The sequence below is a fragment of the Paracoccus sp. (in: a-proteobacteria) genome (genome assembly GCF_046462195.1).
Taxonomy (GTDB): Bacteria; Pseudomonadota; Alphaproteobacteria; order Rhodobacterales; family Rhodobacteraceae; genus Paracoccus.
Genome location: NZ_JBKGUN010000231.1, coordinates 1 through 26,603, shown reverse-complemented (window position 1 = coordinate 26,603; position 26,603 = coordinate 1). Strand labels below are relative to the sequence as shown.

Here is a 26,603-nt window from a genome sequence, read left to right as displayed (position 1 = left end):
AAGCAGAGGACGTTGTTCACCTGGTTCGGAAAATCGCTGCGGCCGGTGGCGATGATCGCGTCCGGGGACACGGCGCGCGCCGCCTCGGGGTCGATTTCCGGGTTCGGGTTGGCCAAGGCAAAGATGATCGGGCGCGCGGCCATGCGCGCCACCATGTCGGAGGTCAGCACACCAGGCCCCGACAGGCCCAAGAACAGGTCGGCCCCGTCGATGACCTCGGACAGGACGCGCTTGTCGCTGGCCTGTGCATAGGCCGCCTTTTGCGGGTTCATGTCCTCGACCCGGCCTTCATGCACCAGGCCGTGAATGTCGCAGAGCCAGACGTTTTCGCGCCGGACGCCCAGCTTCAGCAGCATGTCGAGGCAGGCGATGCCTGCCGCGCCCCCGCCGGTGGAAACGATCTTGATATCTTCAAAGCGCTTGCCTGCGATGCGCAGGGCATTCGTTGCCGCCGCACCCACGACAATAGCCGTGCCGTGCTGGTCGTCGTGAAAGACCGGGATGTTCATCCGTTCGCGGCACAGTTTTTCGACAATGAAACAGTCGGGGGCCTTTATGTCTTCCAGATTGATGGCGCCAAAGGTCGGCTCCAGCGCGCAGACGATCTCGGCCAGCTTGACGGGGTCGGGCTCGTTCACTTCGATGTCGAAGCAATCGATGTTGGCGAATTTCTTGAACAGGACAGCCTTGCCCTCCATCACCGGCTTGGAGGCCAGTGCGCCGATATTGCCTAAACCCAGCACGGCCGTTCCGTTGCTGACAACGGCCACGAGGTTGCCGCGGCTGGTATAACGGGCTGCATTGGCGGGATCGGCCTTGATCTCCAGACAGGCTTCGGCGACGCCGGGGGAATAAGCGCGCGACAGGTCGCGACCATTCGCCATGGGCTTGGTCGCGCGGATTTCCAGCTTACCCGGTCGCGGAAATTCGTGATAATCCAGCGCCGCCTGCCGTGCGCTGTCCTGCCTGCGTTCTTCCATCTTCATCCCTCCGATTTCGGAATTGGTTTACCGTTAAACCATATCCATGGCGCCGAACAGCGGGGTTTGATGATCAGCTGTGGTGCAGGCCGCTTGCGCAACCGCGCGGGCAAGCGCAGAAATGCGAACAGGACGACAGGAAGGACCAGATCATGTCATTGCTGGATGCGGCGCGCGACGTGCGCGAACGGGCCTATGTGCCTTATTCGAAGTTCAAGGTGGGCGCAGCGGTGCGTGGCGCTTCGGGCCAGATATATCGCGGCTGCAACGTTGAGAACGTGTCCTATCCCGAAGGAACCTGCGCCGAGTCGGGCGCCATCGCCGCCATGGTCGCGGCCGGCGAAACGCAGCTGGTGGAGGTTGCGGTCATCGCGGACAGCCCGACCCCCGTCCCGCCCTGCGGCGGATGCCGGCAGCGGCTGGCCGAATTCGCGGCAGGCGATACGCCGGTTCTTTTGGCCACGACCGACGGAGCGACCCTTCAGACCACCATTGCCGAACTGCTGCCCGGCAGTTTCGATGCGGGACACATGGCCCGCACATGACCGATCCGCGTCCGGTAATCGCTGCCATCCGCGACGGGCGCGGGCTGGACGGGCCCGGCGCTGCGCTGGTCGCACAGGGCTTGGCCGACGGTTCTGTCAGCGACGCACAGGCCGGCGCCTTTGCCATGGCCGTGCTGACCAAGGGAACGGGCCCCAAGGGGCGGGTCGCCCTGACGCGCGCCATGCGCGATTCGGGTCATGTCCTGCAATGGGACCTGTCGGGACCGGTGGTGGACAAGCATTCGACAGGGGGAATCGGCGACGCGGTCAGCCTGGTCCTGGCGCCGCTGCTGGCGGCAAGGGGGGTGTTCGTGCCGATGATCTCGGGGCGGGGGCTGGGCCATACCGGCGGCACGCTGGACAAGCTGGAGGCGATCCCCGGCTTTGTCTGCGACCAGCCCGAGGATGACTTTCGCCGCATTGTCCGCACGGTCGGTTGCGCCATCGTCTCGGCCACGGGCGACGTGGCCCCGGCAGACCGCAGGCTTTATGCAATTCGCAACGAATCCGGCACGGTGGAATCCATCGACCTGATCACGGCCTCGATCCTGTCAAAGAAACTGGCGGCGGGACTGGATGCGCTGGTGCTGGACGTGAAGGCCGGTTCCGGTGCCATCCTGAAGAAGCCCGACAGTGCCGAGCGGCTGGCCCGCGCGCTGGTCGAAACCGCCAATGGCGCAGGCTGCCGGACGGCCGCGTTGATCACCGACATGGACCAGCCGCTGGCGCGCAGCGCAGGCAATGCGCTGGAGGTGGCCGAGGCGATCCGCGTCCTGTCGGGCGAAACCGGTGCGCTGCGCGACCTGACGCTGGCCCTTGCGGCGGAGTGCCTGGCGCTGGCCGGTCAGCCGGCGGAGGGTCTGGGCGCGGTTCTGGACAGCGGCCAGGCCGCCGAGGTCTTTGCCCGTATGGTGGCCGCGCAGGGCGGACCGCGCGACCTGCTGGACCGGCCCGAGATGCACCTGACGCCGGCGCCGGTGGTGCGTCCGGTCCCTGCGCCCGTGGGTCATGTATCGCGAATCGATGTGGCTCTGTTGGGACATGCCGTGCTGGCCCTAGGTGGCGGCCGCGTCCGCGCGGATGAGCGGATCGACCCGCGCGTGGGGCTGGATCGCCTGGCCAAGCTGGGGGAACCTGTCAGCCCCCAGAATCCGCTGGCCATGGTTCATGCCGCCGACGACACCGCCGCCGAGGTGGCCATCGCCGCCGTTCAGGCCGCCTATTCCGTAGGCGAGGCCGGGATCCCTGGCCCGCTGGTCCGCGACAGGATCACCGCATGAGCCGTGCCTTCCTGATCGTGATGGACAGCGTGGGCATCGGCGGGGCACCGGATGCCGACGATTTTTTCAATGACGGCCTGCCGGACACGGGCGCCAACACCGTTGGTCATATTGCAGAGGCCGGCCGGCTGAAGCTGCCCATATTGGGCGGGCTGGGCCTGGGCGCGGCCGTTCACCTGGCCTCCGGCCTGCAGGCTCCGGGGCTGCAGGCGCAGCCCAAAGGGCTGTGGGGCGCCGCCACGGAAACCTCGCGCGGCAAGGATACGCCTTCGGGGCATTGGGAGATCGCAGGCGTTCCCGTGCCTTGGGACTGGCAATTCTTTCCGGACACGCAGCCCGCCTTTCCGCCCGCCGTGACGGAACGGATCTGCCAGTTGGCGGGAACCGAAGGGATCCTCGGGAACTGTCATGCCTCGGGGACGCAGGTCATCGACGATTGGGGGCCGGAGCATCTGCGGACGGGTTGGCCCATCTGCTATACTTCGGCCGACAGCGTGCTGCAGATCGCGGCCCATGAAGAGGTTTTCGGCCTTGAGCGGTTGGTCGCCCTGTGCCGCGACCTTGCGCCGATGCTGCATGCGATGCGCGTGGGCCGGGTCATTGCGCGTCCGTTCGTAGGACAGTCCGGAGACTTCAGGCGCACCGGTCACCGTCGGGATTTTGCCATCGCCCCGCCGGGCCAGACGATTCTAGATATTGCCCAAGGGGCAGGGCGCGTCACCCATGCCATCGGCAAGATCGGCGACATCTTCAGCCAACGCGGCATCTCGCATCTGCACAAGGGTGGGTCAGACGCCGATCTGGCCGAGCATCTGCTGAGCCTTGGCCGCGATGCGGAACCCGGCAGCCTGACCTTCGCCAACTTCGTCGAGTTCGACACGAATCATGGCCACAGGCGTGATGTCGAGGGATATGCGCGGCAACTCGAATGGTTCGACGGCGTGGCTTCACGGTTTCTGAAGACGCTGGGGCCGGGGGATGTGGCCATCTTCACGGCCGATCACGGCAATGATCCAACCTGGCGCGGCACCGATCACACGCGCGAACGCGTGCCGGTGCTGGTGCACGGGGCCGGAACAGGCTGCATCGGGTTGGTGGGTTTCAGCGACATTGGCGCCTCGATCCTGTCGCATCTGGGCCTGCCGGCCCCCCGATACGGAGCAAGCTTTCTGTGAAGACGATCGAACTGCACCTGCATCTGGAGGGGGCGGCGCCTCCCGACTTCATCCGCGGCATCGCCAAGGAAAAGCGCGCCGACCTGAGCGGGGTCTTCGATGAACGCGGTGCCTATGCCTATGACGGTTTTGCAGGCTTTCTGCGCTGTTATGAAGCGGCGACCAGTGTCCTGACGACGCCGCAGGATTACGCCCGTCTGCTGGCCGAGGTTCTGGAGCGCTGCGCCGAGGAGGGCGTCATCTATGCCGAACTGTTCGTTTCGCCCGAGTTCTGCGGCGGCGCGGATCTGTCGGCATGGCGCGATTACCTGGCCGCCATGACCGAGGTTGCCGACAAGGCCCGCAACCAGGGCATCGACAGCCGCGGCATCGTCACCGCCATCCGGCATTTCGGTCCTGATCGGGCTCGCAAGTCGGCGCTGTGTGCGGCGGAAACCGCAGGCGGCTGGATTACCGGCTTTGGCATGGGCGGGGCCGAGCAGATGCACAAGGCCACCGATTTCGCCTGGAGCTTTGACTGCGCGCGCGAGGCGGGGCTGGGCCTGACCTGCCATGCCGGCGAATGGGGCGGGCCGGCCAGCGTCCGGCAGGCGCTGGACCTGGGCTGCACGCGCATCGGCCATGGTGTCCGGGCGATCGAGGATCCGCAGCTGGTGCGCGACTTGGCCGAGCGGGAGATCACGCTGGAGGTCTGTCCCGGCTCGAACGTCGCCCTTGGCGTTTATCCCGACTGGTCCGCGCATCCCATCGCGCGGCTGGCGGATGCGGGGGTGCGCGTGACCATTTCGACCGACGACCCGCCCTTTTTCCATACCACGATGCGCCGGGAATACGACCGGCTTGCCACCACCTTCGGCTGGGGCGATACCGAGTTCCGACAGATCAACCTTTGGGCCGCCGAGGCCGCGTTCTGCGATCCGGCGACTCGGGACCGGCTGAAAAAGGACCTTGCCTGATGCCCCATCTGACCATCGTCGATCACCCGCTGGTGCAGCACAAGCTGTCGATCATGCGGCGGAAGGACGTCTCGACCGCTGGTTTCCGTCGCCTTTTGCGCGAGATCAGCCTGCTGCTGGCCTATGAGGTCACGCGAGAGCTGGAGGTGACCACCATGCGGATCGAAACGCCGATCTGCGAAATGGACGCACCCACGCTGGAAGGAAAGAAGCTGGCCCTGATCTCGATCCTGCGGGCGGGAAATGGTCTGCTGGACGGGATCCTGGAACTGATCCCCGGTGCACGCGTGGGCTTTGTCGGCCTGTACCGCGACCCCGAGACGTTGAAGCCGGTGGAATATTATTGCAAGGTGCCGCGCGAACTGGACGCGCGTATGACCATCGTGGTCGATCCGATGCTGGCGACGGGCAATTCCTCGGTCGCGGCCATCGACATGCTGAAAGAGCGCGGCGCCAAGAACCTGCGCTTCCTGTGCCTGCTGGCTGCCCCCGAAGGCGTCGAGCGCATGCGCGAGGCTCATCCCGACGTGCCGATCTTCACGGCGGCGCTGGACGAGCGGCTGGACGATCACGGCTATATCGTGCCGGGCCTGGGCGATGCCGGCGACCGGATGTTCGGGACCAAATAATCGCGCCGCGTTAACCCCCGTTTCAACGTTGCTCCCTTATGGTCGCGTGGAACTTGCGGATGGGTACACGATGAACGGCAAATGGCGAATTGCGGCTTTACTGATGCTGGGCCATCCTGCCTGGGCTTCGCCCGTGCCTCCACCGCCCGACGGGTTTTCGGGCGCGCAGTACATCGATGGGCAGGGCTGTGTCTTCAGCCGGGCCGAAGGACGCTGGCGGGCGCGGCTGGACGGGGCAGGGCAACCGCTCTGCGGCTTTCCCCCCAGCCTCGGGGCGCGGCGGCAGGACGCTGCCGCCGACCGCGTGCTGCCGCTGAGCGAATCGGCGCCCCCGGACCCCGCGGCCCAGTTGATGGAGCAGTTGTCCCGCGAGCTGCGTCCGGGCGAATGGCATTCGGACCCACGGCCGGGCGAGGTGCGGGCAGAACCGGCGCCTGCCACGCGGCCCAGCCCTGTGCAGACGGCGCTGCAGGATGCCATCGCCGTGGCGCCCGCATTGCACAGCGCCAGCGGCGTCATGCCCTCGCCCGAGGTGTGCGCCAAGATGGGCTATCGCCCCGATCCGACGGCGGCGGGGCAGCCTGCACTGGGGCTTTGTCCAGGCATGCGCCTCGACCCGGCCGTGCCGGCCTTCGCGCCTGTTGTTCCGGCCAGTCGATCCAGGGCAGTTGCTTCATCGGCCGCGCCTGCGGTCCAGGAAACCGCTGCTGCGCCCCGACCGGCCGCCGATCGGCGCGCGCCTGCGGCCAGACCAAAGCCTTCCGCCCCGAAACCCGCCGCGCCCGCGCGCCCGGCTGCGGCCAAGCCTGCCAAAGCGCCTGATGCTGCCAAGACAGCGGCGCCCGGTGCCGAGATGATCCCGGCATCGGCACGATATGTCAGCGTGGGACGCTTTGCGGACGGGGAGAACGCGATGATCGTGCTGCGCGCGTTGGCCGCACGGGGCTATCCCACGGCCCAGACCCGCAGCGAAAAGGACGGCAAGGTGCAGCGGATGATCATGGCGGGACCTTTTGCGGACCTGCAAACCCTGATCGCGGCCTTGAACGACCTGCGGCGCAACGGATATGCCGGTGCGGTCGCCCGCTAGGCCGTCCGGACCGCCTCGATCATCCGCGCGACGTTGTCGGGATCCGCGTCCGGCGTGATGCCATGGCCTAGGTTGAAGATATGGGGTCCGCCGCGGAAGGTCCGGGTGATGCGCTGTGCCTCGGCCACCAGGTCGGGCCCCCCCGTGACCATGTGCCGCGGGTCCAGATTTCCCTGCACGCAGCCGCCGGTCTGGACGTGCTGCGCGGCCCAGTCGGCCGCCACCGAATTGTCCAGTGCCACACAGTCGGCACCGGTCGCCTGAGCAAATCCGACATAACGGTCCCCGGCCTCGCGCGGAAAGGCGATGATGGGAATGCCCGGATGGCGCTGTTTCAGCGCGGCGATGATGCGTTTGGCCGGGGCCAGTGCGAAGTCGTCGAAATCCTGACCTTTCAGGCTGCCGGCCCAACTGTCGAACAGCTTGACCACCTCGGCCCCCGCTTCGATCTGTCGCGACAGATAAAGGATGGTCGCTTCGGTGATCAGGTCGATCAGCGCCGCGAAGCTGGTGCGATCGGCTGCTTTGAACGCATGAGCCGGTCCCTGATCGCGCGTTCCGCGACCTGCGATCATATAAGTCGCAACCGTCCAGGGCGCTCCGGCAAAGCCGATCAGCGTCGTTTCACGGGGCAGTTCGCGCGACAGGATGCGCAGCGTCTGGTAAACCGGGTCCAAGCGGTCATGGATCTCATTTGCGGGCTTCAGCCGGACCATGTCGGCGGCAGATGTGATCGTGGACAGCCGCGGTCCTTCGCCGGTAACGAACCACAGGTCGGCGCCCAAGGCCTGCGGGACAAGCAGGATGTCCGCGAAAAGGATCGCCGCGTCAAAACCGAAGCGCCGGATCGGCTGCAAGGTCACCTCGGCCGCCAGTTCCGGGTTGTAGCACAGCGACAGAAAGTCGCCTGCCTGCGCGCGCGTGGCCCGGTACTCCGGCAGATAGCGCCCAGCCTGGCGCATCATCCAGATCGGCGGGGTGGGCAATGTTTCGCCAGCCAAGGCACGCAGCATCAGTTTGGTCATGAGGCCTCCTGCGCCCCTTGAAGGCGAGGCGGGGGGCGTTGTCAAGCGGACGCCCTGCCGCTATGGGATCGGCATGACACAGATGCCCGACCCCTCCCGCCCGCTCAAGATCGGTACCCGCGGATCGGCCCTTGCGCTGGCCCAGGCCCATGAAACGCGCAACCGCCTGATGGCTGCGCATGATCTGCCGTCCGAGGCCTTCGAGATCGTCGTGATCAAGACCACCGGAGACCGCGTTCTGGACCGCCCGTTGAGCGAGATCGGCGGTAAGGGGCTTTTCACGCGCGAGATCGAAGATGCGCTGATCCAAGGGCACATCGATCTGGCCGTGCATTCGATGAAGGACATGCCGACCCTGCAGCCCGAGGGCTTGCTGATCGACTGCCTATTGCCGCGAGAGGATGTGCGTGACGCATTTGTCAGCCCCCACGTCGGTTCGATCGGCGACCTGCCTTCGGGGGCAGTGGTCGGCACCTCGAGCCTGCGGCGCCGGGCGCAGCTGCTGCATCGTCGGCCGGACCTGAAGGTTGTGGAGTTTCGCGGCAATGTGCAGACGCGTCTGAAGAAACTTGAAGACGGGGTCGCCATGGCGACGTTTCTGGCCATGGCCGGACTGTCACGTCTGAACATGGAACAGGTTGCCCGCAGCGCCATCGATCCTGCCGAAATGCTGCCGGCCGTTGCCCAAGGCGCCATTGGAGTGGAAAGACGCGTCAACGATCCGATGGCTGCAGAGCTGCTGAGGCCGATCCACGACCACTCCACCGGACAGCGTATCGCAGCCGAACGGGCGTTTCTGGCCCGACTGGACGGTTCTTGCCAAACACCGATTGCCGGTCTTGCTGAAATATCGGACGGCCGTTTGATCCTGCGCGGCGAGATCCTTCGTCCGGACGGAACCGAGGTGGTTTCCGCAATACGCCATGGCGCAATGGGCGACGGACCGCAGATGGGAGACGATCTGGCACGAGAATTGCTGTCCCGTGCCGGTCCGGGCTTTTTGACGCACTGACCGGAAGGTCAGCGCATCAGCTTCCTCAGTAGCTGCGGATCAGCCCAACAAGACGACCTTGGATGCGAACCCTGTTTTCGGGCAGAAGGCGGGTTTCGTAAGCCGGATTGGCAGCCTCCAGCGCGATCATCGAACCCTTGCGCCGATAACGCTTCAACGTGGCTTCCTGATTGTCGACAAGCGCCACGATGATGTCGCCCGTTTCGGCCGTGTCCTGTTCGCGGATCACGACCACATCGCCATCGTTAATTCCGGCGTCGATCATCGAGTCGCCAGTAACCTCCAGCGCGTAATGATGCTCGCGTCCCGACAGCATCGTGCCCGGCACGGCGACATGGTGAGAAACCTCGGAAATGGCTTCGATCGGAACGCCGGCCGCGATCCGGCCCATCAGCGGCAACTGAACCGCAGGGCTGTCCGTGATCGTCAGCGCACCACGCGGGCGGGGAGGACGGCTGTTGGAAATGACCCGTGGCTCGAATGCCGGGCGTTCTTCGGGTGCATTGCCATTCAGGTGGGACAGTGCATCGGGCAGCCGCAGCACCTCCAACGCGCGGGCGCGATGGGGCAGGCGCCGGATGAAGCCGCGCTCTTCAAGCGCTGTGACCAAGCGGTGGATGCCCGACTTGGAGCGCAAGTCCAGCGCGTCCTTCATTTCGTCGAACGAAGGAGGAACGCCGTCGCGCAACATCCGCTTCTGGATGAATTCGAGCAGCTGGATCTGCTTCTTGGTCAACATGGCCCTGCCTCGTGCTAATGTTCTTTCAATGTTCTAGCCCAAGGCCAGAATCACGTCAATCATCAGACCAGAGGCCGGTGAAAATTCAGTTAATCCTCAATCGCGAAGCAGGATCACGTCCATGATGTCCCCCGCCTCGCGCGCAGGGTCGTCGGCAGGGCGAACAAGCAAGGCGTCGGCCTGCGACATCAGCGACAGTTGCGCCGAGTCCTGATCCCGGAAGGGGGCGACCAGTGGCAGGTCGGGGCCCGGGGAGAGTTGCGCGCGGAGATAGTGCTGGCGCGGTCCCTCGGCCGGAATTGCATGCTTCAGCCGGGCTCGCGACTGCCGAAGACCCGGTGGCAGCCCGAGCATCGCCTTGATCAGAGGTTGCATGAAGAGCAAGCCGCAAGTGATTGCAGAAACGGGATTTCCCGGCAGGCCCAGCATCGCGGCTGCTGACAATCGCCCGGCCAGAAGCGGCTTTCCGGGCCTCATCCTGATCTTGTAGAACGAACGTTCCAGCCCCTGATCGGCGGCAACCCTACCGATCAGGTCATGATCGCCGACAGAGGCTCCGCCGATGGTGACCAGCAGATCGGCATCCCGTGCCGCGGCGAAGCGTTCGGTCAGGCTGTCCTCGGTGTCGCGCGCGATGGGCAGGATCCGGACCTCGGCCCCAGCCTCTTCGGCCAGGGTACCCACGGCCAGATCGTTGGAACTGATGATCTGGCCTGGCTGTGGAGCGCTGCCCGGAGCGAGCAGTTCATCGCCACCTGCCAGGATCACCACCAGTGGCCTGCGCGCGACGGTCACTTGCGGCAGGTTCATTGCCGCCAGCAGGCCGACGTCGGAGGCAGTCAGGCGCCTGCCCGCCGGAAAAGCGTCGCCTTCGCAGAAATCGTTGCCGCGTTTGCGGATATTGCTGCCTTGCGATCGTGTCTCGACAGTGATGTGGTCCCCATCCCGGCGGACATTTTCCTGCAGTTCGACATGATCATAGCCCGCGGGTACAGGCGCGCCGGTGAAGATCCGCACCGCCGTGCCCTGCCGGGCTGTGCCCGTCCAGGGATGTCCGGCGGCGCTGGTGCCGATCACCGTCAACGGTTCGGCAATATCTGCGGCATGCATGGCATAGCCGTCCATGGCCGATGCGTCAAAGGGCGGCTGCGTCAAGCGGGCCTGTGCCGGTTCCAGCAACGCGCGGCCATGCGCCTTGGCCAAGGGCACCACCTCGGGACGGGGCGGTTGCGCAAGCGACAGGACATGGGCCAGCGCCTCATCGACGGTGATCACGTCTCGGCCTCGTACAGGCCGGACTTGCCGCCCTCCTTGCGCAAGAGGCGGATACCCTCGATCTTCATCGACTTTTCAGCGGCTTTCAGCATGTCATAGATTGTCAGGCAGGCGGTGGTCACCGCTGTCAACGCTTCCATCTCGACCCCGGTGCGGCCGGTGGTGCGCACGGTGGCCGTGACGCGGATGCCAGGAAGATCGGGATCCGGCACCAGGTCCAGCGAAACCTTGGCGATCGGCAACGGGTGGCACAGCGGGATCAGGTCTGCAGTGCGCTTGGCGCCCATGATGCCGGCCAGACGTGCGACGCCCAGAACGTCGCCTTTCTGGGCGCCACCTTGTGCAAGGACCAAGGTTTGGGCGGACATGACGACATGGCCCGTCGCCACCGCTTCACGCGCAGTGTCCGGCTTGCCCGACACATCGACCATATGGGCTTGGCCGGCTTGATCGAAATGGGTCAGGGTCATGCTGCCACATCCAGGATCTGACGCGTGGCCGCCGTGACATCCTGTTGCCGCATCAGGCTTTCGCCGATCAGGAAGCGGTGGGCCCCTGCCTGCATCATCTGATGAAGATCGTCAGACGTGAAAAGGCCACTTTCGCAAACGACCTGCCGATCGCCCGGGATGCGGGGTGCCAGTTCGCGCGTGACATCAAGTGTCACCTCGAAGGTCTTGAGATTGCGGTTGTTGATGCCGATCAGGGACGAGTTCAGGCGCATCGCGCGGTCCAGTTCTGACGCATCGTGAACCTCGATCAACACATCCATGCCCCAGTGGGACGCGGCATCCTCCAGTTCGGCCGCCAGGGCATCATCGACCGAGGCCATGATGATCAGGATGCAATCGGCCCCCCATGCCCGCGCCTCGGCCACCTGATAGGTGTCATAAAGAAAATCCTTGCGCAGCGCCGGAAGGGTGCAGGCGTCGCGGGCCAACGTCAGGAATTCGGGCGCCCCTTGAAAGCTGGGACCGTCGGTCAGGACCGACAGGCAGGCCGCACCCCCCGCTTCATAGGCGCGCGCCAGTGCCGGCGGGTCGAAATCAGGCCGGATCAACCCTTTGGATGGGCTGGCCTTCTTGATTTCGGCGATCAGCGCTGGACCATCGGCCGCAGCCTTGTCCAAGGCGCGGGCAAAGCCCCGGGGGGCCAGGGCGGCACGGGCAGCGGCCTCCACATCGGCCAGCGGACGCAGCGCCTTGGCGGCTGCGATCTCATCCAGCTTGTAGACCTTGATCTTGTCGAGAATATCCATGCCTTCCGTTCTAACCGGACCGGCCAGCGGTGGAAAGAGGGCGGTTCACCCGGTCCAGTCGATCGGTGTCATGCCCTGATCCTGCAGCCAGCCGTTGATGCGGCTGAACGGGCGGCTGCCAAAGAACCCGCGCCGGGCCGACAAGGGCGAGGGATGGGCGGTCGCAATCACCAGGTCCTGCGGGCGAGGCAGTCCCGCCAAGGTCTTTTTTGCGTGGTTGCCCCACAACAGGAAGGCCAGCGGTCCGTGGCGCTGCGCCTCGGTGACAACCTGCCGGGCCAGTTCGTCCCAGCCCCAGCCGGCATGCGCACCCGCCTGTCCCGGCAGCACGCTGAGTGAACTGTTCAGCAACAGCACGCCCTGACGCGCCCAGAACGACAGATCGCCTGTCGCAGGAACGGACCCCAGGTCGGCCTCGAGCTCCGTGAAGATGTTCTTGAGTGAACGGGGCAGAGTCGTGGTCGGGGTGACGGAAAAGGCGAGGCCGTTCGCATGCCCCGGTGTGGGGTAAGGATCCTGGCCCAAGATGACGACGCGGCTGCGTTCGGGCGGGGTGGCCTCCAGCGCGGCAAAGACGCGGTCGGGTCCGGGAAGGAACGTCTCGTGTTCGAGCCGCTGCCGGATGGGCGGCCATTCGCTCTGAAAGAAGGGTAGATGCGACCAGGCGGCGGGCGGCTTCATGCGTCAGGTGCCCCCGTGACTTGTGCCAGTGCGACGAGACGGGCCTTTGCCGCACCGCTGTCAATCGATTCGGCGGCCATGGCGGCCCCTTCGCGCAGGTCGGCCGCCTTGCCCGCGACCAGCAGGGCGGCGGCGGCGTTCAGCAGGACGGCATCGCGATAAGCGCTGCTTTAGCCGTCCTGCAGTGCGCGGAATGCAGCGGCGTTCTGGGCGGGCTCGCCTCCAATGATGGCCTCGAAGGGATGGCGGGGCAGACCCGCATCCTCGGGCGCGACGGCAAACTCGGTGATCTGCCCGTCCTTAAGCGCCGCGACCTGGCTGTCCTCTGCAATCGACAGTTCATCCGTGCCGTCGCCCCCATGAACCAGCCAGGCCGAGGTGGAGCCAAGATCGCGCAGCACTTCGGCCATCGGACGGATCCAGTGGGCGCTGAAGGCGCCTGTCAGCTGGTGGCGCACCGAAGCAGGATTGGTCAATGGTCCCAGCAGGTTGAAGACGGTTCTTGTGCCCAGTTCTGCGCGCGGGGGGCCGACATGGCGCATGGCCGGGTGGTGCATGGGCGCCATCATGAAGCAGATACCGGCCTGATCCAGCGCCGCCTGGGCGATCACGGGGCCACCCATGACATTGATGCCCATCTTGACCAGCGCATCCGCCGCCCCGGATTTCGATGACAGGTTGCGGTTGCCGTGCTTGGCCACCGGTACACCCGCGCCGGCCACGACAAAGGCCGTGGCGGTCGAGATGTTCAGCGTGCCCTTGCCGTCGCCTCCGGTGCCGACGATGTCCATCGCGCCTTCGGGCGCCGTCACGCGGTTCATCCGGGCGCGCATGGCACGGGCTGCCGCGGCGATCTCGTCAACCGTTTCACCGCGCACGCGCAGCGCCATGAGCAAGCCCCCGATCTGCGCGGGCGTCGCCGCCCCGTCGAAAAGGGCCGAAAAGGCGGTTTCTGCCTCGGTTCCGGTCAGCGGGCGGTTGGCGGCAATTCCGATCAGGGGGCGGATATCGGTCATGCGGCGTCCTTGCTGCGCGTGCTGCGCGCCAGGAAGCTGCGGATCATTTCGTGTCCATGTTCGGAGGCGATGGATTCGGGGTGGAACTGCACGCCCTCGATGGGCAGATCCCGATGAACCAGTCCCATGATCGTGCCGTCGTCCGATGTCGCCGTGACGCGGAGGCAATCCGGCAGGCTCTCGGGTTCGACCGTCAAGGAGTGATAGCGCGTGGCCTTCAGGGGAGAGGGCAGGCCTGTGAAGACGCCGGTGCCATCATGGCTGATCGCGTCGACCTTGCCATGCAGGATGCGGTTGGCGCGCACGATCCTGCCGCCGAAGGCCTCGCCAATGGACTGATGGCCCAGGCAGACACCCAGAATCGGCATTGCGCGTTCGGATGCCGCACGGATCAGGTCGAGGCAGATCCCCGCCTGCGCCGGATCGCAGGGACCGGGAGAGATGACGATACCGTCCGCGTCCATCGCAAGCGCCTCGTCTACGCTCAACTGGTCGTTGCGCCGCACGACGACTTCGGCTCCGGCCTCGCCCAGATAATGGACCAGGTTCCAGGTGAAGCTGTCGTAATTGTCGATCAAAAGGATCATCGGGGCACCTTGCGGCCAGAGCTGTGGGGGCGGTTCCCCCCCGGAAAAGCGTCCGCTATAGATGGGGCAAAGCGCGACCGGGGGTCAAGACCGGGCAAAACGGATCGCGCAGGAAGAAAAGGCGGATCGAGGCTGATGGCAAGGGAATTTCTGACAGGCACGCTTCATGGCGGGCTGCTGGGAGTGGCTGCGCTGGCGGGGTTGTCGCTGCTGCTGCCGGTCGGGCAGGAGGTTTCCCATCCTGTCGCGGTCGCCCCGGCACCCGTCGTGCCGCAGGCGGCACCGGCCGAGCGTCCGGCCATGCCTGCAGGTCCCGAAGCCGGATCCGTCGGTCTGCCGGTGGGGTCGGAATTCGGGCGCGGAGGCGATCTGGCGCCCCGGCTGCCGGAGCCTGCAAACGCCGCCCCGCGTCCAGGATCGGAAGGGCCCGCAGCCGTGCCCGCGCCTGCGGCCGAATCCGCGCCCGCGGCCATGGCCGGCGATACCGCGCGGCCGGAACTGCTGGTCGAGGACCGGATGACGGCTCCCTCGGAGCCCGAGGCAGGCGAGGATGCACCCGGGTTGGCACTGCCTGACGCGTCGGCCGCCGCGCCTGCGGCGCGTGACGTGCCGCAGGCCCCCGCCGCCCTTGCGCCTGACGCGGGACAGGACGCGCTGCCCGAAGTGGCGCCCGAGCCTGCCTCGGACGTGCCGGCCGCGCCAAGCCTGCCCGCGCCTGGGCTGGATCTGTCGCTGCCGCCCGACCTGACCGATCTTCGCCAACTGGAACGGAACTGAGATGACCCTTGCGCCGCTGAACCCGGCTCTTGCCGCGACCTTTGCGCCTCCGGTGATGGAGGCGCGGCGCTGGCTGTCCGGCGTCACCTTTCCGATCGACCGCCCGCTGATCAACGTCAGTCAGGCCGCCCCGGTGGAGCCGCCGCCCGAAGGTCTGCGCCGCACCATTGCCGAAGCCGCGTTGAACCGCCCGGAAGCGCATCTCTACGGCCCTGTCTTGGGCAACCACGATCTGCGGGAGGCGGTGGCTGCCGAATTCGCGACCGCTTATGGCGGCACGGTCCCGCCGTCGCAGGTGGCGATCACGCAGGGTTGCAACCAGGCTTTTTGCGCAGCCATCGCCACGCTGGCCGGGGCAGGCGATCAGGTCATCCTGCCGACGCCCTGGTATTTCAACCACAAGATGTGGCTGGACATGGCAGGAGTCGAGGCCGTGCCGCTGCCCTGCGGGCCCGACATGCTGCCCGATCTGGAAATGGCACGGTCCCTGATCACGCCACGGACGCGGGCAATCGTGCTGGTGACGCCCAACAATCCGTCGGGCGCCGAATATCCCATGGGCCTCATGGGGCAGTTCTTTGACCTTGCACAGCAGCACCGTCTGGCGCTGGTGGTGGACGAAACCTATCGCGATTTCGACAGCCGCGATGGTGCGCCTCATGACCTGTTGTCCCGGCCTGACTGGGAAAGGACGCTGATCCAGCTGTACAGCTTTTCCAAGGCTTATCGTCTGACCGGACATCGTGTCGGCGCAATGGTCGCGGGACAGGATCGTCTGGCCGAGGTGGAGAAGTTTCTGGATACGGTCGCCATCTCGCCCGCGCAGCTGGGGCAGATCGGGGCGGTCTGGGGGATGACGAACCTGCGGCAGTGGCTGGCGGACGAACGGCTCGAGATCCTGGGCCGGCGCGATGCCACCCGCGCGGCGCTGGAGACGCTGCCCGGCTGGCAGCTGAAAAGCGCGGGTGCGTATTTTGCCTGGGTGGCGCATCCCTTTGCCGAAAGTTCGGCCGATCTCGCGCGGCGCATGGTCCGCGACATTGGTGTTCTGGCTTTGCCCGGAACGATGTTCACACCTGCGGGCGATGCCATGGGCGAACGGCACCTGCGGCTGGCCTTTGCGAATGTGGACCGGGCCGGCATCGTGGAATTGGCAGCAAGGCTGGCGGCGCTGACCCCCTGATCCACTTGTGGCGCGGGCGCGGTCGTCCTAAAGACGGCAGCGACACGACCACGAGGAAGGCCGCGCCATGTCACAGCTGCGTACCAAGGGCAAATCGACTGTCGTCTGGATCCTGATGGGTCTGATGGTCCTGGGTCTGGGGGGCTTCGGCATCACCAGCTTTTCAGGCGGCTCGACCGAGATCGGATCCGTCGGTGACACCAAGATCACTGCGGATGAATATGCCCGCGCCCTGCAGTCGGAAATGCGGACCCTGTCCCAGCAGACCGGCCAGCCGATCACGATGGCACAGGCCCAGCAGATCGGCCTGCCACAGATCGTTCAAGCACAGCTGATGACCTCGGCCGCCCTGGCCGAGGAGGCGCGGCGCATGGGCGTGTCGGTGGGTGACGCGCGGGTGGCGCAGACCATCATGCAGGCCGACGCCTTTCGCGGTCCGAACGGCAGCTTTGATCGCACGGCCTATGGCGAGATCCTGCGCCGCGAGCGCCTGACCGAGGCCGATTTCGAGACAACCGTCCGTCAGGACGAGGCCCGGATGTTGCTCCAGCGGGCTGTCGTGGGTGGCGTCACCGCGCCCGCGCCGATGGTCGAGCAGAGCGCGCGCTGGTTGCTGGAAACTCGCGATTTCAGCTGGAGCGAACTGACCGAGGAGGATCTGCCCGCCCCCGTGGCCGAACCCGACGAAGCCACCCTGCGGGCCTGGCATGAGGCCAACGGTGATCGTTTCACCGCACCTGAAACGCGGCGCATCAGCTATGCCTGGGTCACCCCCGACATGCTGTCCTCCGGGGTGACCTTGGACGAGGCCGCCTTGCGGACGGTTTATGACCAGAACATTGCCGAATTCCAGCGCCCCGAGCGTCGCATGGTCAGCCGTCTGGTGTTTCCGTCAGAGGCCGAGGCGCAGGCCGCCCGCGCGGCGATCGACGCGGGCCAGCAGCCTTTCGAAGCTTATGTCATCCAGCGCGGGCTGAGCATGGACGACGTCGACCTGGGCGAGGTGACGGAAGGCCAGTTGGGAACTGCCGGCCCCGAAGCCTTTGCGCTGGAACAGCCAGGAGTGATCGGCCCGGTCCAGACCAATCTGGGTCCCGCCCTTTTCGCGGTCAACGCCATTCTGGATCCGGTCGATGTATCCTTCGAGGACGCACGCGAGGATCTGCGGGCCGAGGCCGCGCTGAGTGCGGCGGCGCGCCAGATCCAGGACCGCGCGGGGGATTACGAGGACCTTCTGGCAGGCGGTGCAACGCTGGAGGATCTGGCCGAGGAAACCGAGATGGAACTGGGTCAGATCGACTGGACGGCCGACATGGCGCCCGAAGGGGGCAGCATCGCCGGATACGAGGCCTTTCGCGAACGTGCGGCCGAAATCTCGGCCTCGGATTTTCCGCAACTGTTCGAACTGGCCGACGGGGGTGTCTTCGCCCTCCGGCTGGACGAGATCGTGCCGCCGACGCTGATCCCCTTTGATCAAGTCCGTGACGAGGTCCTGGCCGATTGGCGGGCCGCCGAGGTCCAGCGCCAGTTGCTGGCACTGGCCGCCGAACAGCGTCTTCAATCCGTCGCGCAGGCCGTGCCGGAGGCGCCCGTCACGGCACAACCGAAAACGGCCGCAGTGACCGAGCCCGCCGCCGATGCGACAGCGGAGGCCACCGCGCAGCCCGAGGCCACGCCGGACTGGACAGCCGAGACCGGAGTCGCCCGCAGCGACTGGCTGGATGGCCTGCCGCCGGAACTGCTGACTGAGGCCTTTGCATTGAACGAACCCCGCGAGGTCGACGTGGTCGACGCGCGCGACCGTGTTTTCCTGGTGCGGTTGGATCAGGTGAATGACGCCGACCTGTCGCAGGACGATGCCGCCGCCGTTCTGGAGGGCGTCCGGTCACGGCTGAACCAGTCGCTGCAGAGCGATGTTTTCGAATACTATGCACGCCATGTGCAACGCAGCCTGCCGTTCGAGATCAACCAGCAGGCGATCAATGCCATCAATGCCCAGGTCCAGTGATGCAGCTGTTTCCTGACTTCTCCGCCTTCGAAGCCGAATGGGATGCGGGCCGCAATCAGCTGGTCACGATCCGTCTGGCCGCCGATCTGGACACGCCGGTCAGCCTGATGCTGAAACTGGCCGAGGCAGCGCCGCAGAGCTTCATGCTGGAATCCGTCACCGGCGGCGAATTGCGCGGTCGCTACAGCATCGTGGGCATGAAGCCGGACCTGATCTGGGACTGCCGCAACGGACGTGCCCGGATCAATCGGCAGGCGCGGTTCTCCCAAGATTTCGAGGAGGATCCGCAACCGGCGCTGGACAGCCTGCGGGCGCTGATCGCCGAAAGTCGGATCGAAAAAATGCCGGACGGCGTGCCGCCGGTGGCGGCGGGCCTGTTCGGTTACCTGGGTTACGACATGATCCGGCTGGTCGAGCATCTGCCGGACGTGAATCCTGATCCGCTGGACCTGCCGGATGCGATGCTAATGCGACCGTCGGTTGTGGCGGTGCTGGACGGCGTCAAGGGCGAGGTGACGCTGTGCGCCCCGGCCTGGCATGACGGCAGCGACAATGCCCGCGCCGCCTATGCCCGCGCGGCCGAACGCGTCATGGACGCCCTGCGCGCGCTGGACCGTCAGCCCTCCGAACCCCGGGCCTTGGGGCAGGAGGCCAGGATCGGCGAGCCGGTGTCCAATTTTACCAAGACCGGCTATCTGGATGCCGTGGAAAAGGCCAAGGATTACATTCGCGCGGGCGACATCTTCCAGGTGGTCCCGTCGCAGCGTTGGCGGATGGCGTTCCCGCTGCCGCCCTTTGCGCTTTACCGCAGCCTGCGTCGCACCAACCCGTCGCCCTTCATGTTCTTCCTGAACATGGGCGGGTTTCAGATCGTGGGCGCGAGCCCGGAGATCCTGGTACGGTTGCGTGACGGCGAGGTGACGATCCGTCCCATCGCCGGTACACGGCCACGGGGCCGTGACGAGGCCGAGGACCGCGCGCTGGAGGCCGATCTGCTGTCGGACCAGAAGGAGCTGGCGGAACATTTGATGCTGCTGGATCTGGGCCGCAATGACGTGGGGCGCGTGGCCAAGCCGGGGACGGTACGGCCCACCGAGCAGTTCGTCATCGAGCGTTACAGCCACGTCATGCATATCGTCTCGAACGTTGTCGGAGAATTGCGCGATGGCGAGGATGCGCTGGCGGCCCTTCTGGCCGGTCTGCCGGCAGGGACGGTTTCGGGCGCACCCAAGGTTCGCGCGATGGAAATCATTGACGAACTAGAGCCCGAGAAGCGCGGCATCTATGGCGGCGCTGTGGGCTACTTTGCCGCCAATGGCGAGATGGACATGTGCATTGCCCTGCGAACGGGCGTGATCAAGGACCAGACCCTCTATATCCAAGCCGGGGGAGGGGTTGTCTATGATAGCGAACCCGGAGCCGAGTTCGAGGAAACGGTCAACAAGAGCCGTGCCCTGCAGCGGGCCGCCGAAGAGGCCGCGCGCTTTGTCCGGACAAACACCTGACATGAAAATGGCGGCCCCGAGGGGCCGCCGCTTTCCGACGGCGTGATGCCGATCAGTTGGCCGGGGCCGTGCCCTCGGTCGTCGAGGTGCCGTCAGCCGGGACGGTGGTGGTGTCCATCGGCTCGGTCGTCGTGGTGGTGGTACCCTCGACCGGCTCGGTCGTGGTCGTGGTGGTGGTGCCATCCATCGGAGCCGTTGCCGCAGGATCGGTTGCCATCGTGTCGGTGGCCATGCCGCCCGTCGCCGGCGCGGTTGTACCGGTCGCCATCGGATCGGCGGCAGGGGTCGCATTCGGATCGCCCGCCGGATCGGACATCATGCCGGCCTGGCCCTCCTGATCGCGGAAGACATATTCGGGCGCGGCGTCAGCCTCTTCGCGGGTCAGGTCACTGGTGATTTCCTGCGCGTCCGAGTTGATGGTCAGTTCGCTCCAAGGCAGGGCGATGCTCTTCTCGCCAATCCCGAGGAAACCGCCGACGCCCACGATGGCCGCCTTCATCTCTCCGGTGTCGCCGTCAACGATCAGGTCATTGATCGAACCGATATCCTCGCCCTGCGTGCCGCGGACGGTGGTTCCGGTGATCCAGTCGACACGCCATTCGTTGGCGGCCTGCTCCTGCTCGACCTTTTGGGCGGCAGAGGATGCTGCGGCGGCCTCGTCGGCATCCGTCTCGGTTTCAGTCATCTCGGCGCCGGTGGCTTCGGTGCCCATTGGCTGAGTCGCCATCGGTTCGGTCGTCGTGGTTTCGGTGGTGGTGGGCTCCATGGCGGGATCGGTCGCTGGGGCGGTATCCTGGGCCAGAGCGGCACCCATGGTCAGCGGGAATGCAAAGGCGGTGGTCAAAAGAAGCTTACGCATGTCTTTCTCCTGTGTCTGTCGCAGGATGCGGTGGCAGCCTGCAATTGCTTCCTCAATGCACAGACAAACGCACAGGTTCCCCTATGCGTTCGGGATCGACAGGTTTTCGACCAAGGAACGGCGGGTGCGCGGATCAGTCCTCGCCGCGGAACGGCTGCACGTATTGGAGTGCCATGTCCCATGGAAAGAAGATCCACGTGTCCTGGCTGACCTCGGTCACGTAAGTGTGGACCATCGGCTTGCCCTTGGGCTTGGCATAAACGGTGGCCAGTTGCGCCTTGGGATACATTTCGCGGATCAGTTCAAGGGTTCGGCCCGAATCAACCAGATCGTCGACGACCAGGATGCCGTCCCCGTCGCCCATCAGTTCCGCATCCGGATGCTTGAGGACCTCGAGTTTGCCTTGACCGGCCTCGGTTCCAACGCCCTTGTAAGAGCGGATCGAGATCGTGTCGATCGTGCGGATGTCCAACTCTCGTGCGACGATCATGGCGGGCACGAGACCACCGCGCGTGACGGCCACAACGGCGCGCCATGCCGTGCCATCCAGACGCCAGGCCAAGGCGCGGGCGTCCCGGTGCAATTGGTCCCAGCTGACATGAAAGCCCTTTTCATGCGGCAAGCGGTCGTTCACGGTGCTTCTCCTTACGGTCGCAGGACCAGGGACAGGCCCAGCAGGCCGATGGCCAGCCCCGCCCCGCGGTCGATCCAGAATTTGGCGCCGAAATAACGCCTCCGCAACATGGGCAGCGCCATCAGGCTGGCCAGTGCGGTATAGAAGAACAGCTCGACCGACAAGGCCGTGACGTAGATCGTTCCCTTGTCCAGCGGTCCCAGAATGGCCGGAAAGATCGACAGCAGCACCGCCGAATAGAAGAGGGCGGGCTTGGGGTTGGACATGTTCAGCACGATGCCTGCCCAGAGGTTCAGTCCGCCCCCGCCTTGTGCCGGATCGGGAAGGGGGTCACGGGCGTGCCGCCAGATCTTGATCGCAATCCAGATCAGGTAAGTCCCGCCCGCCACGTAAAGCACCGTCAGCGTCCAAGGCGCGACACGGAACAGCGTGGTCAGGCCCAGCAGGGCAAAGAGGCACCAGAAGGATGCGCCCAAGGCCAGTCCCCAGCCATAGGTCATGGCGCGTCGGCGGCCCATGGCAAAGGCGCCTTGGCTGACTGCGATGACGCCGGGACCCGGCGACAGGATCGCAAGCGACAGGGTGGCGACGAACAGGCCCAGTTGTTCCGCGGTGACCTGGATCATCGCCCTTGCCCGGACCTCAGTCCTTCTTGACGGTGGCGATGTCGGGGGCGTCCACGGCCTTCATGCCCACGACATGATAGCCGGCATCGACGTGATGCGTTTCGCCGGTCACGCCCGCGCCCAGCCGCGACAGGAGATAGAGCGCCGAGTTGCCCACATCCTCCTGCGTGACGTTGCGTCGCAGGGGCGAGTTCAGCTCGTTCCATTTCATGATGTAGCGGAAATCGCCGATGCCGCTTGCTGCCAAGGTCTTGATCGGTCCGGCCGAGATCGCATTGACGCGGATGCCGTCCTTGCCGAAATCCTCGGCCAGATAACGGACACTGGCCTCCAGCGCGGCCTTTGCGACGCCCATGACGTTGTAGTGCGGCATCACGCGCTCGGCCCCGTAATAGGTCAGGGTGAGCATCGAGCCGCCATTCTTCATCATCGCGGCCGCACGACGCGCCACGGCGGTGAAGGAATAAACCGAAATGTCCATCGTCATCAGGAAGTTGTCGCGCGTCGTTTCGGCATAGCGGCCGCGCAGCTGTTCCTTGTCGGAAAAACCGATGGCATGCACGATGAAGTCGAGCCCGTCCCAGCGGGCACCCAGATCGGCGAACAACGTGTCGATCGATCCTTCGTCCGACACGTCGCAGGGAAGGACCATCTCGGAACCCAGCTGCGCCGCCAGGGGCGAAACCCGCTTCTTCAACGCCTCCCCCTGATAGCTGAAGGCAAGTTCCGCGCCCTCGGCCGCCAATGCCTTGGCAATGCCCCAGGCAATGGACTTGTCATTGGCCAGCCCCATGATGAGACCACGCTTGCCGGCCATCAGGCCGGCCGTCTGCTCGCTTGACATGTGCTGTCCCCCACGCTTTCAACCCGTTACAGGGTGATTAGGGCATGTGTCATGCCACAGCAAGCACAAGGACGCGATGATGAGTGACCGGACCGGAATCTTCGCGGGCGATGATCCCTTCGATATCGTCAGGTCATGGCTGGCCGAGGCCGAGGCGAGCGAGGTGAACGATCCCAATGCGATCGCCTTGGCAACCGTAGACAGCGACGGAATGCCCGATGCTCGCATGGTGTTGCTGAAAGACATCGACGGGCAAGGGGCGGACGGCTCGTTCGTGTTCTATACCAACTATGACAGCACAAAGGGATCGCAGATCGCCGCAACAGGCAAGGCGGCGTTTGTGATGCACTGGAAGTCGCTGCGGCGGCAGATCCGTGTCCGTGGCATTGTGACGCGTGAGGAGGGGCCTCAGGCCGATGCCTATTACGCCAGCCGCGCCTTGCAGAGCAGGCTGGGAGCATGGGCGTCGCAGCAGTCGCGGCCTTTGGCCGGCAGAGGCAAACTGGTCGCGGAAGTGGCCAGGCTTGGTCTGGTACACGGGAACAATCCCCCGCGTCCGCCGTTCTGGGGAGGGTTCAGGATCAGGCCTGTCCAGATCGAGTTCTGGGCAGATGGTGCCTTCCGCCTGCATGATCGTTTCCGCTGGTCACGCGAGGAAGGGGCAGGGTGGAAAGTCGTAAGACTTTCACCTTGACCTTGACGTGTGCGGCGGCATTTCTCACACTGGTTGAAAAGATGTGCCCGAAGGCCTTGCTTGTTGCGCTACCATGGTAGCGTGGCAGATAATCGCGCCGGTGTATGAGTGCGGATATGGTTAAAGAGATGATTGACGACGGCGGCCTGAAGCGAGTGACCGGCTTGGTGAAGTGGTTCGATCCCGCAAAGGGATACGGATTCATTTTGGACGAATCGGGTGGTACCGACATCCTTTTGCACGCGAACGTGTTGAGGAATTTCGGCCGCAGTTCGGTGGCGGACCAGTCGCGGGTCACCGTGATGGTGCAGGAAACGCGGCGCGGCGTGCAGGCGGCCGAGGTCATTTCCATTGATCCTCCCCAGACGGACGGGCATCCGCCCATTGCCGATCTGGACATGGAGGTGATCGAGCATCTGGACAGTCTCCCTTTGCGTCCTGCCCGGGTGAAATGGTTCGACAAGTCCAAGGGCTTTGGCTTTGCGAACATCTTCGGACATCCCGAAGATGTTTTCATCCACATCGAAGTGGTGCGCCATTCAGGTTTTGCAGACCTCATGATCGGAGAAGCCATCTGCTTGCGCGTGGTCGAGGGGCCGCGCGGGCTCATGGCCGCACAGGTGTCCGCCTGGGACAACGCAGTTGTCGCGGAAAGCAGTACCTCCACCGAACAGGACGCAGCGGCGATTCGGGACTTTCTGGCCCATGTTGCCGAGTAAGGTGGTATTGGCCTTTGCGCTGGCCGCGGGTCTTCTTCATCTGGCGGGTGGTGTTGTGGCGGCACCGGCCAGTCTAGCGCCGCGTGCCGCCGAATGCCGAAATGATCGCGCCCTGATTCGCATCTCCGATGACCGCGCGCTAAGTTTTTCAATCGAACTGGCCGATGATGTCGAATCGCGGGCTCGGGGCCTGATGTTCCGTCAAAGCCTTCCTGCCGGCGAAGGCATGCTCTTTGTCTATGAGCACCCTCAGCCCGTCAGCTTCTGGATGCGGAACACTCTGATCCCCTTGGATATGGTGTTCTTCGATTCGGCTGGCGTCATCCGCCACATCCATCGAAACGCCCGTCCTTTGGATGAAACGCCCATTCCCGGCGCTGCCGCGGGCGATCCCGACCCGAAACGACTGATGGTGCTGGAGATCGCGGGTGGCGAGGCCGATCGTTTGGGGCTGCGAAACGGCCAGAACCTCGGTCATCCCGCTCTTGTGCGAAATGAAGCCGCCTGGCCTTGTCGCTAGGTCTTTTCACTGCCGCAGTCATACGCTAAAGCCGTCTGGTCGGGGCGTAGCGCAGCCTGGTAGCGCTACGGTTTTGGGTACCGTAGCGTGCAGGGTTGCAAAGTGCTTTGACATCAAGTACCTGACCCGCATTGATGGCGAGCTGTTTGCAGACCGGTTTGTAATTTTTTGCTTTGCCGTTCATTGTCGGAGTGTAGCGCAGCCTGGTAGCGCATCTGGTTTGGGACCAGAGGGCCGGGGGTTCGAATCCCTCCACTCCGACCACACCCTCATTCCTCAGCCTGCTGTCCGGCCATCGCCAGCTTCTCGGCAAGCCTGTCAGACATGGCTGGCGATAGCGCCACGCAGCGCTCAATCACCTCGGATGCGTGCTTCAGTGACCAGCCCACGTGGGCTGCGATCTCCTTCAGGTCTGCCCCGGCTTATAGCAGGGGGGTCGCCGCCGTGCCGCGCGCATCATGGAGGCACAGGTCCCAACGGATTGAGCTTGTCCCGCCATTCGCTGACAGCATTGCCCAGATGGTTCTCGTGCTGATACGGCTGTCCGACTTTGTTCACGATCAGTCGCGTCTGACCTACAGGCGTCGAATCAAGCAGCCTCCCATCGTCTCCGTGACTGGAATGGAGGCCAAGCGCTTTCGCTTCTGGGTCCACATTACTACACGACGGCCATGCGGTGTGCGGTGGATATGCCCCATCGACAGGCGGCTCAAGTCACCCGGTCGCAGGCCGGTCCTCAACGCGATTGCCAAGATGCGCCAGACATGTGTCAGGGCTCCGAGTGCGAACCGCTCAACCTCTTCCGGCAGCCAAAACATCTCGGCTCTCTGACTGGTATGAAGGCCTTTGACGTTTTGCAGCTGGTGGGCCCTGATGCGCCTGCGCTCATGGACGAACCCGGTGATCCGTTGCAGATGGCGAAACCGGTCGTCTCCTACCTTCCCCCCCCCCCCCCCGATCTTGTCCCGCCAGTTCAAGGCCCGCGTCCGGATGCGGGGATCATCCGTTGCCGCAATGGGGCGTCTCCGAACTTGCGTTCGATGCCGCAAACTCCGGCACCAGTGCATAGCCCAAATCATGCCCTCATGGAAGTATTAGCTCAGCCCTAGCTCAAGGCGCCCGGTGCGCAAAGGGCTCAAAGCGGCAGGATTGCTTGGCAAACGAGGCAAGACTGCTTGCTTCATGAACCAGGCATGGAATATCCCTGGTGATGGCCTCTGCTATGTCGTGAAGCGCGATCAGCTTCAGGGTCTGCCCCAGATCGACAGGATGCTGAAGGTGCGGAGCCATCAGGACGGCTGCCACAGACATCATCCACGTATGTTCCGCGACACTCTCCTGCCGGCCATTCGACAACCAGCTATGGCGCATCTCGGTCTTCAGATTTTCGGCCAAGCCCAGCACGTTTACAATTGCCTCAGCGTCGGCACGGGGAAGTCTCGCGCTATCACAGCTGTGTTCTGTCACGGGGCCACTCCTGTCACGGCCAAACGGATGCGCCTTCCAGACCAGCGGTTTCTGGCAGACCGCAGATCAGGTTCGCGTTTTGCACCGCATGACCGGCTGCTCCCTTGCCAAGATTATCCACCCCTCCCATCGCGATCACCAGGTTTCGTTCTGGATCAGCTGCATAGCTAACAAATGAAAGGTTCGAGCCGGTAGCCCATTTGGTTTGCGGCGGCTTATCAGGCGCGCGCACAAACGCAGGGTTGGCATAGTAGCGCCTTGCTGCGTCCCGGCACTGATCGGTGGTCGCGGTTCCGCGACAGTAGATGGTGACCAGCACACCACGTGTCATCGGCACCAGATGCGGCGTAAATACCAGCCCAGAGGCGTCGCCCCCGCTGAGCTGTTCAATGGTCTTGGCTATCTCGGCCTGTCTCAAAGCGCATCGCACGGCTTCCAGCCTGCGTGCGAAAGGGGGGCGCGCGCGGCAGATCGGGCGCAGGGCGAGGATCAGGAAACGTTCCCGTGGATCGTTTCCCC

At 64.9% G+C, this 26,603-nt stretch carries 28 protein-coding genes, 1 tRNA gene and 1 pseudogene; 15 read left to right on the top strand and 15 right to left on the bottom strand.

What is annotated here, in order from left to right; all coding sequences use genetic code 11:
* Positions 1-980 (bottom strand): malic enzyme-like NAD(P)-binding protein (locus ACLHHB_RS14620; protein WP_410219018.1); only part of this gene is annotated, 980 nt, incomplete at its 3' end.
* On the opposite strand from ACLHHB_RS14620, the gene ACLHHB_RS14615 reads away from it, so the two are divergent.
* The 6 genes from ACLHHB_RS14615 (at position 953) to ACLHHB_RS14590 (ending at position 6,655) form a co-directional block, all read left to right on the top strand.
* On the top strand, positions 953-1,525 hold the full coding sequence (locus ACLHHB_RS14615; RefSeq protein WP_410219017.1) for a cytidine deaminase: 573 nt from the start codon (positions 953-955) through the stop codon (positions 1,523-1,525). The genes ACLHHB_RS14620 and ACLHHB_RS14615 overlap by 28 nt on opposite strands.
* Positions 1,522-2,805: a thymidine phosphorylase gene (locus ACLHHB_RS14610; protein ID WP_410219016.1), complete on the top strand. Its 1,284-nt coding sequence runs from the start codon at positions 1,522-1,524 to the stop codon at positions 2,803-2,805. The genes ACLHHB_RS14615 and ACLHHB_RS14610 overlap by 4 nt, the downstream gene beginning before the upstream one ends.
* Entirely contained in the window at positions 2,802-3,980 is a 1,179-nt protein-coding gene (locus ACLHHB_RS14605) for a phosphopentomutase (protein WP_410219015.1), read from the top strand. Before ACLHHB_RS14610 ends, ACLHHB_RS14605 begins: the two co-directional genes overlap by 4 nt.
* Positions 3,977-4,936, top strand: coding sequence for an adenosine deaminase (locus ACLHHB_RS14600; RefSeq protein ID WP_410219014.1), 960 nt, complete (start codon positions 3,977-3,979; stop codon positions 4,934-4,936). Before ACLHHB_RS14605 ends, ACLHHB_RS14600 begins: the two co-directional genes overlap by 4 nt.
* The gene (upp, locus tag ACLHHB_RS14595) at positions 4,936-5,565 is read left to right on the top strand and encodes a uracil phosphoribosyltransferase (RefSeq protein WP_410219013.1); all 630 of its coding nucleotides are present in this window, start codon (positions 4,936-4,938) and stop codon (positions 5,563-5,565) included. The genes ACLHHB_RS14600 and upp overlap by 1 nt, the downstream gene beginning before the upstream one ends.
* Positions 5,566-5,635: 70 nt before the next feature.
* Complete coding sequence (locus ACLHHB_RS14590) at positions 5,636-6,655, top strand: SPOR domain-containing protein (protein ID WP_410219012.1); 1,020 nt, start codon at positions 5,636-5,638, stop codon at positions 6,653-6,655.
* Here the strand turns inward: ACLHHB_RS14590 and hemE are convergent.
* Positions 6,652-7,680 carry a uroporphyrinogen decarboxylase gene (gene hemE, locus ACLHHB_RS14585; protein WP_410219011.1) on the bottom strand — a complete coding sequence of 343 codons (1,029 nt, stop codon included), beginning with the start codon at positions 7,678-7,680 and terminating at the stop codon, positions 6,652-6,654. The two genes, ACLHHB_RS14590 and hemE, sit on opposite strands and share 4 nt — an antisense overlap.
* 73 nt (positions 7,681-7,753) lie before the next feature.
* On the opposite strand from hemE, the gene hemC reads away from it, so the two are divergent.
* The gene (gene hemC / locus ACLHHB_RS14580; RefSeq protein WP_410219010.1) at positions 7,754-8,692 is read left to right on the top strand and encodes a hydroxymethylbilane synthase; all 939 of its coding nucleotides are present in this window, start codon (positions 7,754-7,756) and stop codon (positions 8,690-8,692) included.
* Positions 8,693-8,717: 25 nt separating this feature from the next.
* On the opposite strand, the gene lexA is transcribed toward hemC, so the two are convergent.
* From lexA to ACLHHB_RS14545, 7 genes and pseudogenes are all read right to left on the bottom strand, one after another.
* Complete coding sequence (lexA, locus tag ACLHHB_RS14575; protein ID WP_410219009.1) at positions 8,718-9,431, bottom strand: transcriptional repressor LexA; 714 nt, start codon at positions 9,429-9,431, stop codon at positions 8,718-8,720.
* A gap of 96 nt (positions 9,432-9,527) precedes the next feature.
* On the bottom strand, positions 9,528-10,706 hold the full coding sequence (glp, locus tag ACLHHB_RS14570) for a gephyrin-like molybdotransferase Glp (RefSeq protein ID WP_410219008.1): 1,179 nt from the start codon (positions 10,704-10,706) through the stop codon (positions 9,528-9,530).
* A complete protein-coding gene (gene moaC, locus ACLHHB_RS14565) occupies positions 10,703-11,176 on the bottom strand; it encodes a cyclic pyranopterin monophosphate synthase MoaC (protein WP_410219007.1) in 474 nt (157 codons plus the stop codon). Before moaC ends, glp begins: the two co-directional genes overlap by 4 nt.
* Positions 11,173-11,964 carry an indole-3-glycerol phosphate synthase TrpC gene (gene trpC / locus ACLHHB_RS14560; protein ID WP_410219006.1) on the bottom strand — a complete coding sequence of 264 codons (792 nt, stop codon included), beginning with the start codon at positions 11,962-11,964 and terminating at the stop codon, positions 11,173-11,175. Before trpC ends, moaC begins: the two co-directional genes overlap by 4 nt.
* A 45-nt stretch (positions 11,965-12,009) precedes the next feature.
* Positions 12,010-12,645 (bottom strand): uracil-DNA glycosylase, encoded by a 636-nt coding sequence (locus ACLHHB_RS14555; protein WP_410219005.1) that lies wholly within the window; start codon positions 12,643-12,645, stop codon positions 12,010-12,012.
* Positions 12,642-13,661 (bottom strand): annotated as a pseudogene (gene trpD, locus ACLHHB_RS14550) (anthranilate phosphoribosyltransferase). The gene ACLHHB_RS14555 and the pseudogene trpD overlap by 4 nt, the downstream one beginning before the upstream one ends.
* Entirely contained in the window at positions 13,658-14,248 is a 591-nt protein-coding gene (locus ACLHHB_RS14545; RefSeq protein WP_410219004.1) for an anthranilate synthase component II, read from the bottom strand. The pseudogene trpD and the gene ACLHHB_RS14545 overlap by 4 nt, the downstream one beginning before the upstream one ends.
* A gap of 135 nt (positions 14,249-14,383) precedes the next feature.
* Here ACLHHB_RS14545 and ACLHHB_RS14540 point away from each other — a divergent pair, with 135 nt between their 5' ends.
* From ACLHHB_RS14540 to trpE, 4 genes are all read left to right on the top strand, one after another.
* Complete coding sequence (locus tag ACLHHB_RS14540; protein ID WP_410219003.1) at positions 14,384-15,025, top strand: hypothetical protein; 642 nt, start codon at positions 14,384-14,386, stop codon at positions 15,023-15,025.
* 1 nt (position 15,026) lies between these two features.
* Entirely contained in the window at positions 15,027-16,208 is a 1,182-nt protein-coding gene (locus tag ACLHHB_RS14535) for an aminotransferase (RefSeq protein ID WP_410219002.1), read from the top strand.
* Between the two features lie 67 nt (positions 16,209-16,275).
* Complete coding sequence (locus ACLHHB_RS14530; protein ID WP_410219001.1) at positions 16,276-18,216, top strand: peptidylprolyl isomerase; 1,941 nt, start codon at positions 16,276-16,278, stop codon at positions 18,214-18,216.
* Positions 18,216-19,721: an anthranilate synthase component I gene (gene trpE / locus ACLHHB_RS14525; protein WP_410219000.1), complete on the top strand. Its 1,506-nt coding sequence runs from the start codon at positions 18,216-18,218 to the stop codon at positions 19,719-19,721. The genes ACLHHB_RS14530 and trpE overlap by 1 nt, the downstream gene beginning before the upstream one ends.
* A gap of 52 nt (positions 19,722-19,773) precedes the next feature.
* Here trpE and ACLHHB_RS14520 read toward each other — a convergent pair whose 3' ends face one another.
* The 4 genes from ACLHHB_RS14520 to fabI all read right to left on the bottom strand — a co-directional run bounded on the left by ACLHHB_RS14520 (position 19,774) and on the right by fabI (position 22,684).
* Entirely contained in the window at positions 19,774-20,580 is an 807-nt protein-coding gene (locus tag ACLHHB_RS14520) for a PRC-barrel domain-containing protein (protein WP_410218999.1), read from the bottom strand.
* Between the two features lie 133 nt (positions 20,581-20,713).
* Entirely contained in the window at positions 20,714-21,214 is a 501-nt protein-coding gene (gene gpt / locus ACLHHB_RS14515; protein ID WP_410218998.1) for a xanthine phosphoribosyltransferase, read from the bottom strand.
* Between the two features lie 11 nt (positions 21,215-21,225).
* Complete coding sequence (locus tag ACLHHB_RS14510; RefSeq protein WP_410218997.1) at positions 21,226-21,840, bottom strand: LysE family translocator; 615 nt, start codon at positions 21,838-21,840, stop codon at positions 21,226-21,228.
* A 16-nt stretch (positions 21,841-21,856) separates the two neighbouring features.
* Positions 21,857-22,684 carry an enoyl-ACP reductase FabI gene (fabI, locus tag ACLHHB_RS14505; protein WP_410218996.1) on the bottom strand — a complete coding sequence of 276 codons (828 nt, stop codon included), beginning with the start codon at positions 22,682-22,684 and terminating at the stop codon, positions 21,857-21,859.
* 79 nt (positions 22,685-22,763) lie between these two features.
* On the opposite strand from fabI, the gene pdxH reads away from it, so the two are divergent.
* From pdxH to ACLHHB_RS14485, 4 genes are all read left to right on the top strand, one after another.
* Entirely contained in the window at positions 22,764-23,378 is a 615-nt protein-coding gene (gene pdxH / locus ACLHHB_RS14500; RefSeq protein ID WP_410218995.1) for a pyridoxamine 5'-phosphate oxidase, read from the top strand.
* A 128-nt stretch (positions 23,379-23,506) separates the two neighbouring features.
* Entirely contained in the window at positions 23,507-24,097 is a 591-nt protein-coding gene (locus tag ACLHHB_RS14495; RefSeq protein WP_410218994.1) for a cold-shock protein, read from the top strand.
* Positions 24,084-24,617: a DUF192 domain-containing protein gene (locus ACLHHB_RS14490; RefSeq protein WP_410218993.1), complete on the top strand. Its 534-nt coding sequence runs from the start codon at positions 24,084-24,086 to the stop codon at positions 24,615-24,617. Before ACLHHB_RS14495 ends, ACLHHB_RS14490 begins: the two co-directional genes overlap by 14 nt.
* 187 nt (positions 24,618-24,804) lie before the next feature.
* Positions 24,805-24,881: transfer RNA gene (locus ACLHHB_RS14485), tRNA-Pro, on the top strand.
* 846 nt (positions 24,882-25,727) lie between these two features.
* On the opposite strand, the gene ACLHHB_RS14480 is transcribed toward ACLHHB_RS14485, so the two are convergent.
* A complete protein-coding gene (locus ACLHHB_RS14480) occupies positions 25,728-26,084 on the bottom strand; it encodes an HD domain-containing protein (protein WP_410218992.1) in 357 nt (118 codons plus the stop codon).
* 13 nt (positions 26,085-26,097) lie between these two features.
* Positions 26,098-26,514 (bottom strand): hypothetical protein, encoded by a 417-nt coding sequence (locus ACLHHB_RS14475; protein WP_410218991.1) that lies wholly within the window; start codon positions 26,512-26,514, stop codon positions 26,098-26,100.
* Positions 26,515-26,603: the final 89 nt, after the last annotated feature.

Coding starts and splice junctions, on each gene's coding strand:
- ACLHHB_RS14610 (WP_410219016.1), top strand. CDS start 1,522: ATGACCGATCCGCGTCCGGTAATCGCTGCCATCCGCGACGGGCGCGGG.
- ACLHHB_RS14605 (WP_410219015.1), top strand. CDS start 2,802: ATGAGCCGTGCCTTCCTGATCGTGATGGACAGCGTGGGCATCGGCGGG.
- upp (WP_410219013.1), top strand. CDS start 4,936: ATGCCCCATCTGACCATCGTCGATCACCCGCTGGTGCAGCACAAGCTG.
- ACLHHB_RS14590 (WP_410219012.1), top strand. CDS start 5,636: ATGAACGGCAAATGGCGAATTGCGGCTTTACTGATGCTGGGCCATCCT.
- hemE (WP_410219011.1), bottom strand. CDS start 7,680: ATGACCAAACTGATGCTGCGTGCCTTGGCTGGCGAAACATTGCCCACC.
- hemC (WP_410219010.1), top strand. CDS start 7,754: ATGACACAGATGCCCGACCCCTCCCGCCCGCTCAAGATCGGTACCCGC.
- lexA (WP_410219009.1), bottom strand. CDS start 9,431: ATGTTGACCAAGAAGCAGATCCAGCTGCTCGAATTCATCCAGAAGCGG.
- moaC (WP_410219007.1), bottom strand. CDS start 11,176: ATGACCCTGACCCATTTCGATCAAGCCGGCCAAGCCCATATGGTCGAT.
- trpC (WP_410219006.1), bottom strand. CDS start 11,964: ATGGATATTCTCGACAAGATCAAGGTCTACAAGCTGGATGAGATCGCA.
- ACLHHB_RS14555 (WP_410219005.1), bottom strand. CDS start 12,645: ATGAAGCCGCCCGCCGCCTGGTCGCATCTACCCTTCTTTCAGAGCGAA.
- ACLHHB_RS14545 (WP_410219004.1), bottom strand. CDS start 14,248: ATGATCCTTTTGATCGACAATTACGACAGCTTCACCTGGAACCTGGTC.
- ACLHHB_RS14540 (WP_410219003.1), top strand. CDS start 14,384: ATGGCAAGGGAATTTCTGACAGGCACGCTTCATGGCGGGCTGCTGGGA.
- ACLHHB_RS14535 (WP_410219002.1), top strand. CDS start 15,027: ATGACCCTTGCGCCGCTGAACCCGGCTCTTGCCGCGACCTTTGCGCCT.
- ACLHHB_RS14530 (WP_410219001.1), top strand. CDS start 16,276: ATGTCACAGCTGCGTACCAAGGGCAAATCGACTGTCGTCTGGATCCTG.
- trpE (WP_410219000.1), top strand. CDS start 18,216: ATGCAGCTGTTTCCTGACTTCTCCGCCTTCGAAGCCGAATGGGATGCG.
- ACLHHB_RS14520 (WP_410218999.1), bottom strand. CDS start 20,580: ATGCGTAAGCTTCTTTTGACCACCGCCTTTGCATTCCCGCTGACCATG.
- ACLHHB_RS14510 (WP_410218997.1), bottom strand. CDS start 21,840: ATGATCCAGGTCACCGCGGAACAACTGGGCCTGTTCGTCGCCACCCTG.
- fabI (WP_410218996.1), bottom strand. CDS start 22,684: ATGTCAAGCGAGCAGACGGCCGGCCTGATGGCCGGCAAGCGTGGTCTC.
- pdxH (WP_410218995.1), top strand. CDS start 22,764: ATGAGTGACCGGACCGGAATCTTCGCGGGCGATGATCCCTTCGATATC.
- ACLHHB_RS14495 (WP_410218994.1), top strand. CDS start 23,507: ATGATTGACGACGGCGGCCTGAAGCGAGTGACCGGCTTGGTGAAGTGG.
- ACLHHB_RS14490 (WP_410218993.1), top strand. CDS start 24,084: ATGTTGCCGAGTAAGGTGGTATTGGCCTTTGCGCTGGCCGCGGGTCTT.